At 52.6% G+C, this 15508-nt stretch carries 14 protein-coding genes; 2 read left to right on the top strand and 12 right to left on the bottom strand.

Translation table 11 applies throughout. The features are described from left to right. Window positions 1-247: 247 nt before the first annotated feature. The 12 genes from CA54_RS15025 to CA54_RS15080 all read right to left on the bottom strand — a co-directional run bounded on the left by CA54_RS15025 (window position 248) and on the right by CA54_RS15080 (window position 13693). Window positions 248-3130, bottom strand: a complete 2883-nt coding sequence (locus CA54_RS15025) for a hybrid sensor histidine kinase/response regulator (RefSeq protein ID WP_146371600.1) — start codon at window positions 3128-3130, stop codon at window positions 248-250. 36 nt (window positions 3131-3166) lie between these two features. After that, window positions 3167-3463, bottom strand: coding sequence for a DUF4118 domain-containing protein (locus CA54_RS15030; RefSeq protein ID WP_146371602.1), 297 nt, complete (start codon window positions 3461-3463; stop codon window positions 3167-3169). Window positions 3464-3809: 346 nt separating this feature from the next. Then, window positions 3810-4472: a class I SAM-dependent methyltransferase gene (locus CA54_RS15035; protein ID WP_146371604.1), complete on the bottom strand. Its 663-nt coding sequence runs from the start codon at window positions 4470-4472 to the stop codon at window positions 3810-3812. 242 nt (window positions 4473-4714) lie between these two features. After that, entirely contained in the window at window positions 4715-6223 is a 1509-nt protein-coding gene (locus tag CA54_RS15040) for a mechanosensitive ion channel family protein (RefSeq protein ID WP_146371606.1), read from the bottom strand. A 108-nt stretch (window positions 6224-6331) separates the two neighbouring features. Next, the gene (locus CA54_RS15045) at window positions 6332-7345 is read right to left on the bottom strand and encodes a PRC-barrel domain-containing protein (RefSeq protein WP_146371607.1); all 1014 of its coding nucleotides are present in this window, start codon (window positions 7343-7345) and stop codon (window positions 6332-6334) included. A 110-nt stretch (window positions 7346-7455) separates the two neighbouring features. After that, on the bottom strand, window positions 7456-7977 hold the full coding sequence (locus tag CA54_RS15050; protein ID WP_146371609.1) for a hypothetical protein: 522 nt from the start codon (window positions 7975-7977) through the stop codon (window positions 7456-7458). An 80-nt stretch (window positions 7978-8057) separates the two neighbouring features. Next, on the bottom strand, window positions 8058-8489 hold the full coding sequence (locus CA54_RS15055; protein ID WP_146371611.1) for a CBS domain-containing protein: 432 nt from the start codon (window positions 8487-8489) through the stop codon (window positions 8058-8060). Window positions 8490-8545: 56 nt separating this feature from the next. Next, on the bottom strand, window positions 8546-9703 hold the full coding sequence (locus tag CA54_RS15060; protein ID WP_146371613.1) for a baeRF7 domain-containing protein: 1158 nt from the start codon (window positions 9701-9703) through the stop codon (window positions 8546-8548). A gap of 67 nt (window positions 9704-9770) precedes the next feature. Further along, a complete protein-coding gene (locus CA54_RS15065) occupies window positions 9771-10292 on the bottom strand; it encodes a hypothetical protein (RefSeq protein ID WP_146371616.1) in 522 nt (173 codons plus the stop codon). Window positions 10293-10815: 523 nt separating this feature from the next. After that, the gene (locus CA54_RS15070) at window positions 10816-11307 is read right to left on the bottom strand and encodes a hypothetical protein (protein ID WP_146371617.1); all 492 of its coding nucleotides are present in this window, start codon (window positions 11305-11307) and stop codon (window positions 10816-10818) included. A 170-nt stretch (window positions 11308-11477) separates the two neighbouring features. Next, a complete protein-coding gene (locus CA54_RS15075) occupies window positions 11478-12320 on the bottom strand; it encodes a DUF1571 domain-containing protein (RefSeq protein ID WP_197532475.1) in 843 nt (280 codons plus the stop codon). 362 nt (window positions 12321-12682) lie between these two features. Then, window positions 12683-13693 (bottom strand): HAD family hydrolase, encoded by a 1011-nt coding sequence (locus CA54_RS15080; RefSeq protein WP_146371621.1) that lies wholly within the window; start codon window positions 13691-13693, stop codon window positions 12683-12685. A gap of 374 nt (window positions 13694-14067) precedes the next feature. On the opposite strand from CA54_RS15080, the gene CA54_RS15085 reads away from it, so the two are divergent. Both CA54_RS15085 and CA54_RS15090 read left to right on the top strand, forming a co-directional pair. Beyond that, window positions 14068-14748: a hypothetical protein gene (locus CA54_RS15085; protein ID WP_197532476.1), complete on the top strand. Its 681-nt coding sequence runs from the start codon at window positions 14068-14070 to the stop codon at window positions 14746-14748. Window positions 14749-14782: 34 nt separating this feature from the next. Continuing rightward, complete coding sequence (locus CA54_RS15090; RefSeq protein ID WP_146371625.1) at window positions 14783-15487, top strand: hypothetical protein; 705 nt, start codon at window positions 14783-14785, stop codon at window positions 15485-15487. Window positions 15488-15508 lie beyond the last annotated feature (21 nt).

The following is a 15508-nucleotide window of genomic DNA, read 5'->3' on the forward strand; positions in this document are numbered from 1 at the left end:
ATTGTTTGGGATTCGAGTTGACGTTTTCGAGTAATTTCTGAATGGCAGCAGGTTCGGCGGGCTTGACCAAGTGGTGGTCAAAACCTGCCGTTTTTGTTTTCTGTTTGTCTTCTTCTTGACCCCACCCCGTGAGGGCAACCAACATTATCTTAGTGCCCCACGGTTGTTGTCGGATGTGACGGGCGGCTTCCTAGCCGTTCATTTTGGGCAAACCAATGTCCATCAGGATAACATCCGGCAGAAAGTCTTAGGCCACTTCAATCCCTTGTTGTCCATCGTAGGCCTTGCGGACGTCGTTGCCGAGCATTTTAACGATCATGCTCAACATCTTTGCACCCGCTTTGTTGTCGTCCACGACCAGCACTTTTTGGTTGGTGCTGACCGTGGCTGTTTGGTCGATCCGAGGCAAGGATGGTTCTTGTGCGTGCGTCTCGATATGGATAGGCAGTCGAACACTGAAGAGACTTCCCTTGCCAGTGCCTTCGCTGTGAACTTCGATCTGGCCTTCGTGCATCTCGACCAGCGATTTGACAAGCGAAAGACCAATGCCGAGCCCCGTGTGGCCTTTCTCTTGGGGGCGGTCGATCTGGGCGAACATCTCGAAAATACGGTCGAGCATCTCGGCAGGAATACCGAGGCCGTTGTCCTCAACCGAAATAACGACATCATTTCCGTGTCGCTCTGCGGACAATCGGATGCGTCCACCTTCGGGGGTGTATTTAATACTGTTTTTGAGTAGGTTGGACACGACCTGCGCCAAACGGTTTGGGTCGGCATCCATGTAGATCGGCTCTGCGGGGATGGCCGTTATCAGTTTGTGGTTGGACTCAACAATGAATGAATTCGAAGCTTCGACCGCACTCTGAATGACATCGGCCAGTTTGACCCGGCACTTGCGAAGTTCGAGCTTGCCTTTGCTAATACGTGACACGTCAAGGAGATCATCGACCAACATAATCAACTGCTGCGTCTGCCGTTCCATCGTGCAGCGAATTTCTTCCATCGTGGCGGGGTCATCCATCACGGATTTCATGATTTCCAACCCGGTGCGAATCGGAGCCAGCGGATTACGAAGTTCATGGGCCAACGTTGCCAAGAACTCATCTTTGCGACGGTCGGTTTCGGACAGACGGGACGCAAGTGCACGGAGTTCCTCTTGCATTTTTCGCTGCTGCGTGATGTCCATCACAGTTCCATCGAAGCTAACAAGTCGCCGTCCCGCATCGGTTGGCTCAAAGTTAGCGCTTCCCTTTCCGAAGACCCAGCGAGTAATTCCGTTTGGATGAACCACCCGGTATTCTTCAGCATAGCGAGTCGGGTTTTCGGGACGAGTTGCCTCTGCCATAGCATCACGAATCCGTTGTTGATCATCTGGATGGATAGCGTCAAATGCCTGTTCGTAAGTAATGGGATCGACGCAGCCGTGAAAAATGATGCGGAAACGATCGTGAGATGTGAGATGATTGGTGGCTGGGTCGACATTCCACGTGCCAAGTTCTGCGGAATCGAGTGCAATGCGAAGTTGCTCTTTGCTTTCTTGGAGGGCTTTTTCAACTTGTTTACGTTCTGAAATATCCATCACGACACCGGGGAGGCGGATCGCCTGTCCCGCATCGTCTCGATCGACTCGACCACGGGCGACAACCCACCGAATCTTTTCGTCACTGCCTATGATTCGAAATTCGTTTTCGTAAGTTGATCCTGCTGCTATCGCCTGTTGGATTCCCGCTGTAACCCTTTCCTTGTCGTCGGGATGGATTGCCTTGATATAAATTTCGAGCGAGCCGCTGGACTCGTCTTCAAGATTTACGTCGAACATGCGTGCTAGGTTCGAGTCGGCTCGGACAATACTCTTGACCGAATCAAATTCCCAGGTTCCAATATCGGCTGCTGCTAAGGTGGATTCGAGACGGGAGCGCGCCTCTCGCAACTCATCTTCAGTCCGCTTGATCGCACTGATGTCTGTATTCGTGCCGAACCAACGGGTGATCTTGCCGTCACCGTCACGAAACGGCAGAACCTGAGTGAGAAATGGTCGAAACTCCCCATCCGCTCCTCGTAAAGGAAAGACCATGTTAAACGGTTCGCTAGATTCTAAAGCCTTCTGCCAGCCATGGATGACTTCTGGCAATACGTCAGGGGCATGCACACTCTGCCAACCCCAACCTTCCATCTCCTGGAATGTCATGCCGGTGTATTCGTACCAGCGGTCGTTATACCAATCAATGTGTCCATCGGGCTGGGCCATCCACGCCAACTGAGAGATGGCATTCCCCAACTGAACAAAGCGTTCTTCGCTTTCTCGCAACCGCTCTTCGGCCTCCTTTTGCTTGGTGATATCTCTGGCGATTTTGGAGGCCCCGATGATGCGGCTCTCCGCATTCCTGATTGGCGAAATTGTCAGCGAAACGAAAACCTTTTCCCCATTGCTCCTGAGTCGCACTGTGTCGAAATGTTCCACACGCTGACCCTCTCGCAATTTTGAAATGATTTGGTCTTCCTCCTCGGTTCGTTCGTCAGGAATCAACATGGAAATGTGGCGACCGATTGCCTGCTCTGCGGTATAGCCAAAAATATGCTCAGCGGCGGCGTTCCAACTCTGAATCATGCCATCTAGAGTCTTACTGATGATCGCGTCATTGGAAGATGTAATGATGGCTGCCAACAGTCGAGAGGTCTCTTCGCCTGTAGTACCTTCCCGTTCCAGTCGCCGTCGCTCGGTCACGTCCCGAAACACAATCACGCAACCAGCGAATTTTCCGTCTGTAGTGCGGATGGGGGCGGCACTGTCTTCAATCGCTTTTTCAGTGCCATCTTTCGCGATCAAGAGGGACTGATCTGTGAGGCCGACAACTTGCCCTTGCCTTTCTGCTCTGTCGACGGGCTTCTCGACAGGCTGTCGGGATTGTTCGTTGATCACGCGAAAAATGACATCCAGTGGCTTCCCCTGAGCATCAGCGTTGCCTGAGCCTGTGATCTGTTCCACTACCGCGTTGAGGAATTTGACCTGCCCGTTGCTGTCCGTGATGATCACCCCATCCCCAATGCTCGACAGCGTGACCAAAAAACGTTCGCGCTCACGCCGGAATTGCTCCGTTTTGCGGTGTTTGCCTTTACTCAAGATCGCCACACCGATTCCAAAGAAACTGAAGAGCAACAATCCCAGCTAAGCGGCATTTTCAGCCGGAAAAAGCGAATCCGCTGGCGGAATGAACCAATACAGGACAGCTAACTCGCTCAAGACGACGGCAAGTAACGTGGGGCCCGCTTTGGCTATTAAGGCGGTGGCGAAAACCGCCAGACAAAAGGGAAAGTAGGGGACGACACCGCCAAAATAGGGATGAGCGAAAAGTTGTAGTCCCGTTGCCAATCCTGTGAAGACCACCGCCAAACCGTAACTGGCGAAGGCGGACTGTGGATTGATTTTCATTGGTAGTGGATTTTCAACAAAGAGATCCCACATGTGCAAGAGGTCCCATTCCCCTGATTCTATCGCTCCCGAGAAATCGATTCCAACGAATTCGTAAAATACTCACGTCCGAATCGAGTGTGGTCGTTGAAACACGGCTCCCGATCGAGAAGGGGCGATTCGAGTGCACCTGTCTGACAAACAGGGCTACGCATTCGAAACGGTATCACTGATTCTGGCTTTACGCCGAGAAATACCGAGTGTCCACTTTGGGGGCATGGAACACCTCGTTGAACGGTGCCGTTTCCTTTGTGCAACAACTTATGGCAAGCTGGTTCGAGGATTTAGTTTGTTCACAAAAGATGTTGGAGACGAATAGATAGCGCTGACATCCATATCCTTAAGTCCGGTCATCGAGGCTGACCATGGAAACGGTTCCTCGAGACGTGGGATCGACGAGTGGGGCTCGATGACTGTCCTTTTCCCACTGCCAGATGCGCAGTGGAGGAATATTCCAGAAAACGAAAGAAGTCTGCGGTTCTCCAAAGACTTCGTTGGCGAGTTCACTGATGCGGTCGCGAAATTGGTAGGCGAGAAACGTGCCCTGCAGGGCAAGGACAGAATGGATGGTCCGTACCAAATCCCGGCCTTCCGCCAGCGAGATGTGAGAAAAGGGAATCCCTGAAACAACGGTATTGGGCATCGGTAAATTCCGCTCGGCCAATATGTCGGCAAGGTCAAAAGCATTCCCCTGAACGACTACCAGTCGCGGATCGCTGATCTGCCGTAAATGTTCGACAAATTCGGGAACGACCTCAATGCACAATAATTGGCTCGTTCGCGGCATCCGGCGGAGCAAGGCCAGTGTGGTCTCGCCGGTTCCCGGACCGAGTTCGACAACAAATTCTGCCGATTGAACGCATGGCAGCAAACTAACACGGTGCTGCAGATATTGTGAGCTAGGCACGATGGACGCCACCATATTCGGATTGGCAAGAAATCCACGTACAAATCGCAGCCAATCCCCCGGCGACGACACTTTGTTTGTGTGCAATTCAGACATGCGAACCCTTTGTAGTCAATTCTCCAAACGGCGACCGGCCGATTCACAACGGGGCATACTCATTTTATGCAACTTATTAACCACGAACAATCAAAGGGTTATCTAGGGATACACCAAGGCGGACCGGTTGGTTCCTGCTGAGCGATTATCTATAACACAGGGAATTCTATCACTGACGGGATGGTGATCGACCAACCTCCATTGCGGGGGGCGTTGACCACCTGGGTAGTGGACTGGCCAAATTATGGATTTGGCGGCGATGCGTTGGCTTGGGTTTCGAGAAGGTCAGTGCTTCCATCTTCTGGGTCGCGTGACTGACGTGCCTGTTGCCTGACTGTTTCTTCCTCACTGGCCAACTCGCCCTCGGCTGAGTTCGTCAGTTGTTCGGAATCAGTTGCGACCAACCGCTGGGGCTGACCATTACCGCTGGAATCCGGCAATGCGCGCTGCTCGTCATCTTGGGGGACTGAAACCGCTCCAAGAATCGGCACTCCATTGGGAAAGATGACTTCGCGCTGTTCATCGGGCATTTCAAACCCCTGACTTTCAAAGCCGCTTTTGACCAAACGGATCAGAGACGACCTAACTTTAATCCAGCTATGTTTCTGCACATTGACCCAAGCAAAGACTCGCAGGTTAACGGTCGCTGCACCGAGTTTTTCAACGAGTACCTGTGGCTCGGGGTCGTTTAAGACAGCGGGATGGTCGGTGAGGATATTCATTGCGGCTTCTTGAGCGCGCGTAATCGGTACGTCATATCCGATCCCAATGCCGAAATCGAAACGGCAATTGGGGTTTGCTGAATAATTCTTGATGGTTTCTTTATAGATCGTCGAGTTCGGAATTTGTACATGATTGCCCTCCATGGTCATCAACAACGTTCCCCGGGTGTTCACTCGCTGGACATAGCCTTCGTAACCGGCTACTTCGATGAGATCGCCGTAGCGAAACGGGTTTTGCACGCTCAACAAAATGCTGGCCAAAAAGTTTTCGGCGATATCCCGAAATGCAAAGCCAATCACAAGACCAACCAGACCGGTTCCGCCAAGTACCGTCATCGCTAAGCGGGTCATGCCGGAGACTTTCAACACCAGATACAGGCCCAGCATCGCGACCGGCACGGCCAAGGCCTTGCGTGCGACCTCGCGCAATAGATTGTTATCCACACTTTTCAGCACGGACTTGTCGGCGATAAGCACTGTGAGTTTCAGCAGTATCCCTGTGATGCCGAGAATGAGCACTGCAATAATGAGCAACGGTATGGATTGCACAGTGGTGCGGGTGAGGTCTTTTAATACCACCCACATGGGTGACATGTCCCAGATTGAGGGGGTCGCGACATTCACGCGATTGACGACAGCAACCACGTCTTGCGTGTTTCCGGCGACCTTGCCAGCCCATTCGCGATACTTCTCATCTTGCGTCGATCCAGCGAGGAAGACAATTCCATCTTCGACTTGGACTTGGGGGTTTTCGAACCATTCCGTGGCGACGAGAATCCGCTGCAATCGTGCTTTGATCGCGTCATCACCGACGATTTGCTCCACGTTGACTTTGTCGGGCGTGGCGAGTGCCGACTCGTCGGTCTGGGGTTCTTCAACCGGCGGCTGTGGGTCGGCGGGCTGTGCTTCGCCGGTGGACTCGGTTTCCTGAGCCGACAGAGCATGTGTGGACAATGCAGTCACAGTGACCACACAAACCAGAGCATTCAACATCCAACGGTAGGCGCGCCGATGGTTGTCGATTGCCATGCCTTGCTGAAAAACAGCGGGCCACAGTCTTGGGGATGATTGCGGACCTAAGTGACACCGGTTGAACAACTCGTTACCCTCCCGTCGGTTCTGCTTGTGCAGCAACCGTTATTTGGTATTGAGATTGGCTTGATAAAACGCATCGATATATTGGGACCACATGGGTTCGCGGATGTTGGGCCATGCTGATTTTTCGAAGCTGGGCGTTTCCGACAGGCGTTCGCGTTCCATGGTTAAAATGAAATGCGGAGACTGCGAGTCGTTTTGAAATTCTAAAACAAATAACGGTATGGCAATCATTTTGTGCTGTTTGCTTTTTTCTTCGAGAGAGCAAATGGCATAACGGGCTGAGCCAGTCGCGAAATCGACCAACAGATCGTGAACATGGCCGACGGTCTCACCTTCGGAATCGTTGATCGGCATTTCGACCATCTGTTTTGAACGTATTAAGTAGGGGACCTGATCAAGCGCTTTGACGTCTGTACCAAAGTTAGACTTCAAATCTCCTTCCTTGATGATGACCCCGTAGTAAACGGCAATTTCATCGGCCCACTTGCGATTGCCCACATTGGGCCAGTGGTCCCGGTCAAATCCCGGTGCCTTCTTGAGTTTATCGAGAGGGATGTTGACGACGAAGTGCAGACGGCCCTGCTCGTTTCTATGCAGCACCAGCGAGTTCCAAGGAATCGCCAACAGCTTTTCGCGACCGAGCAGCGTGGGCAGCTCTACAGCTGCATAGCGCACGTCGCCGTTTCGAACGTTAATCACCAGTTCTTCAACATGCCCCAGTGCCTGCCCCGTCTCGCTCACTACGGGAGTATTGAGAATAGCACTGGATCGAAAAATCCAGGCGGATTTGGATGGAGCCTTTTCGGAATCGAAACTCACTGGTCCCTCAGGGGAGCCCTTGTGGCCGTTGTCGATGGTAACTTTGATGTCCGCCAATCCACGCCTTGAAGTGTTTGCCGCTGTGTCTGCGTCGCGCAACTCATCTCCGAGCAGTAACGGCGTGCCTAAGATGGCGAGCCCCATTGCAAAAAGGAGCGTTTCGTGCCAATCGGAGAATCGGAAATGGGGGAAAAGTATCCGACTGTTGGGATTTCGATGTTTGAGACAGTTCATCAGGTCTTCCTTTATGTACGACGCTCGGTTTTTTCATGGTTGCCGACCAACAGTTGATGGACTGAGAGCACACCCCCAAGTCGGTACGTGGACAGCGGTTGTTTGCGGGCTCAGGCGCTGGAGACCCTGCCGCGGTAAGGGATTGTCACTTTATCAACTGCTGGCTGCTGCATTTCCTGATCACAACAGGCTGGAGCTGTGCGCCCTGCTGGTTGCCGCAAGAATTCGCCACGTTTTTCGCAATGGAAGATCTCTACTTCCTGGGTTTCCATCCGTGGAGGTGGAGCGGGGGCTTCGAGTTTGCCTTCTAATACGGCCGCCAACTCTAACAATTGCTCTTCTATATTCAGCACCGGTTGGGCAATCCCTTGATCCTGATCGTCACGGACAGGATTGACTGCTAAAAATTGAGTCCCTTTGCCACGAATCGAGGTGAGCCATTGCAGGAAATCAATGGGAGTCAACTCGGCAACGGTCTCCGTTTGGTCCCAATCGGAATCGCTGATGTAGACGCGTGCCCTGTCGTCGCTGGTAAACACAGCCACCGCTTCTTCTTGACCATCTTCGTCAGCGTAGAATACCGCTGTCTGAAGATCAGCAACGTTTTTTTTCGCAATTACATAAATACCCATGATCAACTCCATTTATTGTCTGACGAATGATTTCTGAGAGAATCGTGTAGAGATGCGCCATTTCTTTCGCGCACTGAAGGTTACGTAGCTATGGCCGCCGGTTCACAAATTTTATCAAGCGACTCACCGGACATTTTCCAATCGTGCGCGTGTTGAGCGATGTCACCCAACGACACGACGCCGACGTACCGGCCATCACAGTCCTGCAGTACCAAACGGAGAATCTGCTTTTCCTGCATCAATGTCGCCGCTCGTTTCACATCATCCTCGGGTGACAATGTCTCCAGGCATTTCGTCATGATTTCAGCGACATGGGTGGTAGTCGGATTGAGGCTCTCGGTGAGTCCGCGGACAATGATGTCACGATCAGTGATTGTTCCGACCAATTTGTCCCACTCGACGACTGGTAGAAATCCAATGTCGTGTTGCGCCATGAGGTTCGCGGCAGCTGATAATGAGGTTTCCACGGAAACGGCTTCGACGTTCTCAGTCATTATGTCTAAGAGTTTCATCTCGTGCTCCTCAGTGTTCTGGATCTCCTCGGTGTTCTGGATAGGGATGGCTGTGGTTATTCGGGCAGAAAACGCAATGTTGCCGCTAACCGTTGTTCCTGCGGCATCCGACTTTTCGGTAACGTATAAACTGTTCCCCCGGTGGTGAGCGTTTGCACGGCCGAATAGTTCAGCAGTTCTTCCATTTTGATTTCCTCTTGGCTGTCGACGGCTGCTCCGGAGTTGCCGGGCAGGCCCCACAACTGCTCATCTTCGGCCAGCAATAAGGTCTCGATCGCCCCCACCTGCGACGCACTCACAATCTGGCTCAGCTTGGTCGTTGTATTTTCATTCGCGACGAACTTATTGAACTGCGTCAGAGCGGATTCGCGGTCACGTAAAAACATCGGTTCAACGAGTCGCCACGCTGCCGTATGCAATTCTTTGGCGGAGAGATCGTCGGGATTGCCTGCTACCGGCTGGTCATAGATGCCGTTGTATTTGCACGACTCACGAAAGATCGGAAACAGATACTCAACGCCGGCAAAAACCAGCGGTACACGTTCGTCGTCAAAATAGTTACTCAGCGCTCGATTGATGACCTGGAAGTATTGCGAGATTTCGTTGTTCTTTTGCACATCCAGGTCGGCCGCCCCTTGCCCATGAAAGATCGTTCCCCCGGACGCCCGCGAGGCGCCTGCGGTATGGTGCTGCAAAGTGCTGGTATATTCGTCGATGTTGAGAGCCGAACGCAGGTCCGAGGGAAGTTCGGCCGGTTGCAATTCCGTGATTTCGTAATGCGTGCACCGAAAAAGACGTACCTGGTTTTGACTGGCTGCCAAAACGTGGAATTGTCCATCGCCTTGCAATAACCGCACCAACGGTATGATCTGAAACCGCGGACCGACCACGACCATTTCGGGCAGATCAGCAGGTAGGCGATAACATTCCATGAGATCATCGGCCAAAAACATGGCTAGGCCATCACCTTGATGTTGCCACCAATCATCATTGGCCTCCAAATTGAGCGACTCGTCAACGCGTTCGTCGATACGCGTTGTATCAACGTCTTGCTCATTCAATTTTTGTTTGACGCTTGTGATCAGATTTTTGAAGCGGACGGCATTTTGTTGCACTTCCCGACCAGCGCGTACAGTCGGCATGTAAAGCGAGGCTTTCATACCGTCGTTGCAAGTCACGAGTTGCATGAGATTGTGTTGTGTGAATGAATCCATAGTATTTCAAATCAAAGTGCGAGTAGGGTGAAGTTGTCGAGCTGCCCGATGGAATGCGCTGATTTGCTCAGCCTTCGCTCAGCGGTAACGGTGAGGCGCCACTTTCTTCAAGTATCTGGCCAGCTTGTGTGAGGTGGCCGGCTTTCTGAGCATCCTCGTCAGAAAGATCAACGGCGACGAGAATATTTCCCTGAGCGACGGCTTGATCGTAAAAGCGGGCCAGTTCGTTCTCGACGCCGCTCCCCACAAAAATCCCCAACAAGGTTCCCGTAAGCCCGCCGGCGAAAATGGGGCCTATGGCAACGATTCCCATTCCCCCCGTCGTTGCCACACCAGCCAGTGAGACTAGTGCACCCAGTACGCCGCCAATGACCCCAGACTTGCCCACTCCTTCTTGATCGGTTTTGGTAATTCCCTCGCTTTGACGCAATGCGCCAAAGTGCTGTTCCTTACTTTCGTCGGAACAGATGACAGTGATTTCCTCTTTTTGAAAACCGGCGTCCAGCAAATTTGCGACGGCGCGGTCTGCGTTTTCGACGGTTATAAATATGCCTGCGCGGATCGGCTCGTAGTTGATTGAAGTCGACATGTTTTCACCTATTCCTAAGACCGTTGAAAAATCCGTCGTGCGGGCCGGCAATTCTCGTTACCGTGTTGCCCGTTAGCGACGTTCTATGTAAATGAATTCTGCACAATTGATGCCGAGCGGATTTAAAGTTCTGATTCCCCGAAAACCATGCCTATTCGCCCGCGGAGTTGATCGTTCGGCGTGCGACGTGGTCGACAAGCACCCAGAAAAGAGGCTGGGTGATGTGCTGCAGCGAGTGAAGATTGCGGATAACGCTCCACGATCCATCGCTGCCGCACTCTAGGCAATGCTGAGAACTTCGCCCAAGCGTTGATTGATTCACTGCTAGATCAAGAATTGGAGGACTGCGCTCAACTCAGCCTAGGCGCGCGAGAAAGGGGCGTATTGCGAGTAAACGCTAAATGCGGCGCGAAACGCATCGGAAGAATGGCAATACCAAACGGGAGCTTATCAACTGCTCCTGCTCTCACGCAGTGCACGATGCACACGGGCTTAGAGCATTAGTGGCCAGTCGCGGTCACTGCTAGTGCCCGAATCCGCGATCGCGATCATACGCTTCCATCAGCCAGGTATCGATCACTGTTTCCTGCTTGCGTACCTCTGTTACGAATTCCAGGCCGTGCTGAACGATATTCTCGATCGGTTCCTCGAGCTGTTTTTCGTCGGCGCCCACTGCATCCGCAAGCGGTTTGAGTTTGGCCAGTCTCGTGAGTAGGATGGCGCATCGCTGGAGGTTCTCTTGATCGGTGTGTTTCATTTCCCGGACGCGCCCGAACAGTGCCGGATCTTCGCTGCCGATTTGTTGAAATTGTTTCGCATGCTTGGACTCAATCCATGTATGCAATACACGCTCTGTGCTATCCAATTCCGTTTGCACAGCTTCCAACCAGCGCCCCAATTCACCCGGAACGAGAGGGACGTGGAGGCTACGTTCTAACAGTTCCAGGTGTTCCAGCAATGCGTTATCTTTGGGTTTCGCGGTTTCCATCAGGCACCCCAAATCAATGTCGTTCATGTTCTAGAACTAGTTTCAAAACCCGGTTGGGCTTGTCCCCTGAACTTGCAGGTCAGAGTCAGCGGGACGCGCCAGAGGGTTTTGAAACGACTTGTAGGAATTCGTGAACCTCTCGTCGATTTTCAGGCAGTAGATAGTTCTGAATACCGACGAGCAAGGTTCACTTCAGCTTATTCAAAGTTATAAGCTTCGTTGGCCGAGTCAAAGTCTTTGTCGGTGAGGTTCTGATTGGCTTTGACATCGCGGTATTCGTACCGTTCTACAAGTCCACCCGGTTGGCGGTCATCCCAACCGTAACTCGCGATGCAGACTGGAAGCTTCGATTCCTCACAGATGTGCAGCACGGTTTTGGAGTATTCCGGATGCACGTCAGGCCCGGAGAATTCGATCGTATAACAAACGCAGGCCATGTCGTCTAAAAACTCATTTTGCACTTTGCACGTGGTCTTTTTTAATTCCAAACCTTTGTTTTCTTTGAGGATGCGTTCCACCAGTTGCAGAAGACCAATTTTTGTAATCGGATACCGCGAGTCTTTCATCGCTTTTTCCTCGTCGGGCTGAATTGCCAGCGTTCCGGCAAAACTCAGCAAACCCTCATCGAGTTTGACGAGCAGTTTGTCGTCGTTTTGACCTTGGACGTACAACGCCTCTTTGCCAGTCTTTTTCCAACGCAGATAAACGCTCATGGGATGGTGACGCAGTTTTAAGTCAATCTCCTCCGCATCGCGCAGAACGTCGTCTTTACGGATTTGGCGAATGAAGCGTGCTTCGTATCCTTGCATTTTACCAACTGCCTCGCGTGCCTGTTTGAGATCGGCGAGCAATGCTTTTTGGTTTTCTTGTGACTGTTTTGTATCTGATACGTCGAGTGACTGAGACAGACGATCGTCTGCGACGGACATTCCTTGCACGTCGGCGCCCGCAAGTTCCGAGTGGTCGCTGCTGCTGTAATTGATGGCCAATGCGGTTAAAACGAGCCCCAGGCCGCTTGAAAGTGCAATACGGTAAAACATGGTGTTCCCCTTAGATTGGCATGAACCCGCCACCCCGATTCCATAAATTGGACATCTAAAGAGGGGCTGGCTCATTAGGAATGAACACCACTTGCAAGTTGTGTACCGTAAGCCGTAAAGAAATCCACCTGTGAGCGCAAGTCGTTCCATATATGTGGATTGCGGAAAGTGACTCAGTAAAAAGCGGGGCGAGCTGCTCTCAGGGAAATTTGCGTTTTGAGAGGAGTTGGTCGCTGGACGCTCAGCTTGGCAGTCGCATATCATCCCCACGCGACCGGCCGAACGACTACATACGTCGTCGACCGGATTTAAGAGAACGACCGCACTTCGACCTGCCAATGCGTGTTGTTGTTAGACCGGGGCTACTTATCAAACGGGTACACGCGATTCCAGTCGTTTTTCATGCTGATCACAAACCAACCTCGATTTTGTGCTTTGTCGTAGAGGGCTTGCGGGAAGGCACCGACTTTTGTTTCGGGCAGCCCTTGGGCCGGACCGTAGGCATACTCGCGTTTGGCGTCGTCGTGCAGGACGAGCATTCCCAGTCGAGCGCCCTCGCCGGCGGTGGTGTATTCCAGCATCTCCTGATCGCCCGGTGTATTTCCGAACGAGGCAAACGGGCGACGACCGATCATCATGTGGATCCCTTCCGGCTTGCCACCTTTGTCGTCGTTGAGGATCAGCTTGGGCTGTTTGGTCAAAATCGGTTTGCCATCTTTTGCATAGCCGTACTTGGTTTCTCCAATGGTGCCAACCAACTGCTCGGGTGGAATGCCGTACACCTGTTCGGCGTAGACACGGACAAAATCCTGTCCGCCGCCCGTGACAATGTACGTCTTGTATCCGTGCGCCCGCAAATACTTTAGGACTTCGAGCATCGGTTGATAGATCAATTCCGTATATGGCCGATCAAACCGCGGGTGGCGGGCCGTCTTCAACCAGGCCTTCACGTCCGCGCGGAACTGTTCGGTCGTCATGCCCGTAAGCGTTGCAGCGAGTATCGTCTTGAGATCCTTCAGCTCCAACTTGGCAATTGCAGCTCGGTCACCAGTGAGAACCGTCTTGAACGGCTCGACATTTTTTAATTCCGGTTTGGCCTTCACGACCGCTGGAACGCGATCCAAGCAGTAGGTCACCTGCGCGTAGATAGGGTGCTCGGTCCAGAGTGTGCCATCCTGGTCGAACGTGGCGATACGTTGCTCTGTCGGTACGTACTGTGGACTGGACTTATCTGTGGTGACCTGCACAAAGTTGAGAATCGCTTGTTTCGCCGGCCCGTCATTCCAGGATGGTAACGGGTCCTGTGCCTGAGCGTTTGTGAAAGTGACGAAGGCCAGTGTTGCAAAAGTAATCGTGGCGAGTAGCGACTTCATGGTTGGGTCTCCTTATGTCTATCGGTGGCCCTGGACGCCGCGACTTCTGCTCAGCAGACGATCCAGTGATTCGCGACATACGTCGCTCAATTGATCTCTGCGAATGATAACCGAGTTCCGGGCACATTGCGCTAAAAACAAATCAGAATCGCCGCAGTTTTTCAACAGTGGGAAATGGGCGTGTCGGCTGGTCAAAAAAACGGGCGGAGTCAGGAATACTTTTGCGTTTGTTCCATCCCGTCCGATATGATCTACCAGCGTACTCTTGGAGCGGTATGACGCAAGGCCGTTTCAGCGCCTTCACCGCACGCACGGACGGTTCACGCGTCGAGGTGGTTTCGACGATCCGACTTACTCGGCTGGACAATGATTTGATGAACGACGAAACTCCAAAACCGCGCTGGTGGACGCGACTACTCCACCGGCCGGGCTGGTTGGCAGTGCTGGCGGTCTGTTTATTGCTCTCGGCGGTGTTGGTGCCGTTTGGTTGGCGATACTATCGCGTACAGCAGCTGGTTGCGGGGATTGAGGCTTGTGGTGGGGGAGTGGGATTTGAGCTAGGCGGTCCGACTTGGTTGAGGAATATCGTTGGAGATGAGTGGATGAAACCGTTTGATATTCCCAGCGAACTTCTTTGCCAATTGCCGGCGCCGATATCGGCTGGGAGAGCATGGTACAAGGTCGGAGAATTCGACGACGAAGAATTCCTAGCCTACGTCGTTCCGCTTAACCATCTTTACGGCTTTAAGCGTGTTGGCATCTGCAATAGTCAAATGACGAATCGAAGCTTTAAAGCTTTAGCACACTTCGATGATTTGGAACAAATTGGGCTGGGCAGCAAGGCATTCAACGACGACGCTTTGGCGCACTTGGCCAACGCCCGTAAGCTCCGTTCGCTCGATCTCTCAGGCACATCCGTGACCGACGAAGGACTACAGCATCTGCAAGGCTTGAAGGACCTCGAATCGCTATCCCTGTCCAACACCGACGTCACCGACGAAGGGGTCTCGGAATTGCAGCGGCACTTGCCGGGGTTGGATGTTTCCGACGATTAATAGCTGCCGATCACGGCGGTGAGGGGCGGAGGAGATGAACGACGAAACTCCAAAAACGCGATTGTGGAAGCGGCTGCTTTACCGGCCGGGGTGGTTGATTGCGCTGGCGGTTTGTTTGTTGCTCTCGGCGGTGTTGGTGCCGTTCGGTTGGAGGTATTATCGCACGCGGCAGTTGATCGCCGGGATTGAGGCGCATGGAGGGAGTGTTGGCTTCAAGCAGGGTGGCTCCCAATGGTTGCGGGATATTGTGGGCAATGAGTGGATGAAGCCGTTTGATGCCCCGTACGAAGTGAGTTGGAGAAGGTTTCGATTATCGGGGGCTTGGACGTTGCCAAGTCTCTCGGGGGTGAAGTCTGGCCCACCAAAAGAGAAACTAACCGACGCCGTGTTTATTCGTTACGTTGTCCCCCTGGATGATCTCCATGGAATAAGGACCGTTGCGATTGACGGTAACAATCTAACGCTCTGGAGTTTTAAAGAGCTCTCGCAATTCGAACATTTAGAAGTCTTGTCGTTGAGCGACAAAGCGTTTGACGACGAGGCACTAGGACATTTCTCCATGTCGTTCAATTTGCAGAAGCTTTACCTTTCCGGAACTTCGATATCCGACGAAGGCTTGCGGCATTTGTATTGGCTGGAAAACCTGGAGGTGGTTTCGTTGTACGATACAAACGTGACCTCACAGGCCGAATGGCGATTGCAACGCCGTTTGTCCAGCCGGTTCAAATTGGACGATTGAGCGCCGCGCACGACGGCGAAG

This window comes from Symmachiella macrocystis (genome assembly GCF_007860075.1).
Classification (GTDB): Bacteria; Planctomycetota; Planctomycetia; order Planctomycetales; family Planctomycetaceae; genus Symmachiella; species Symmachiella macrocystis.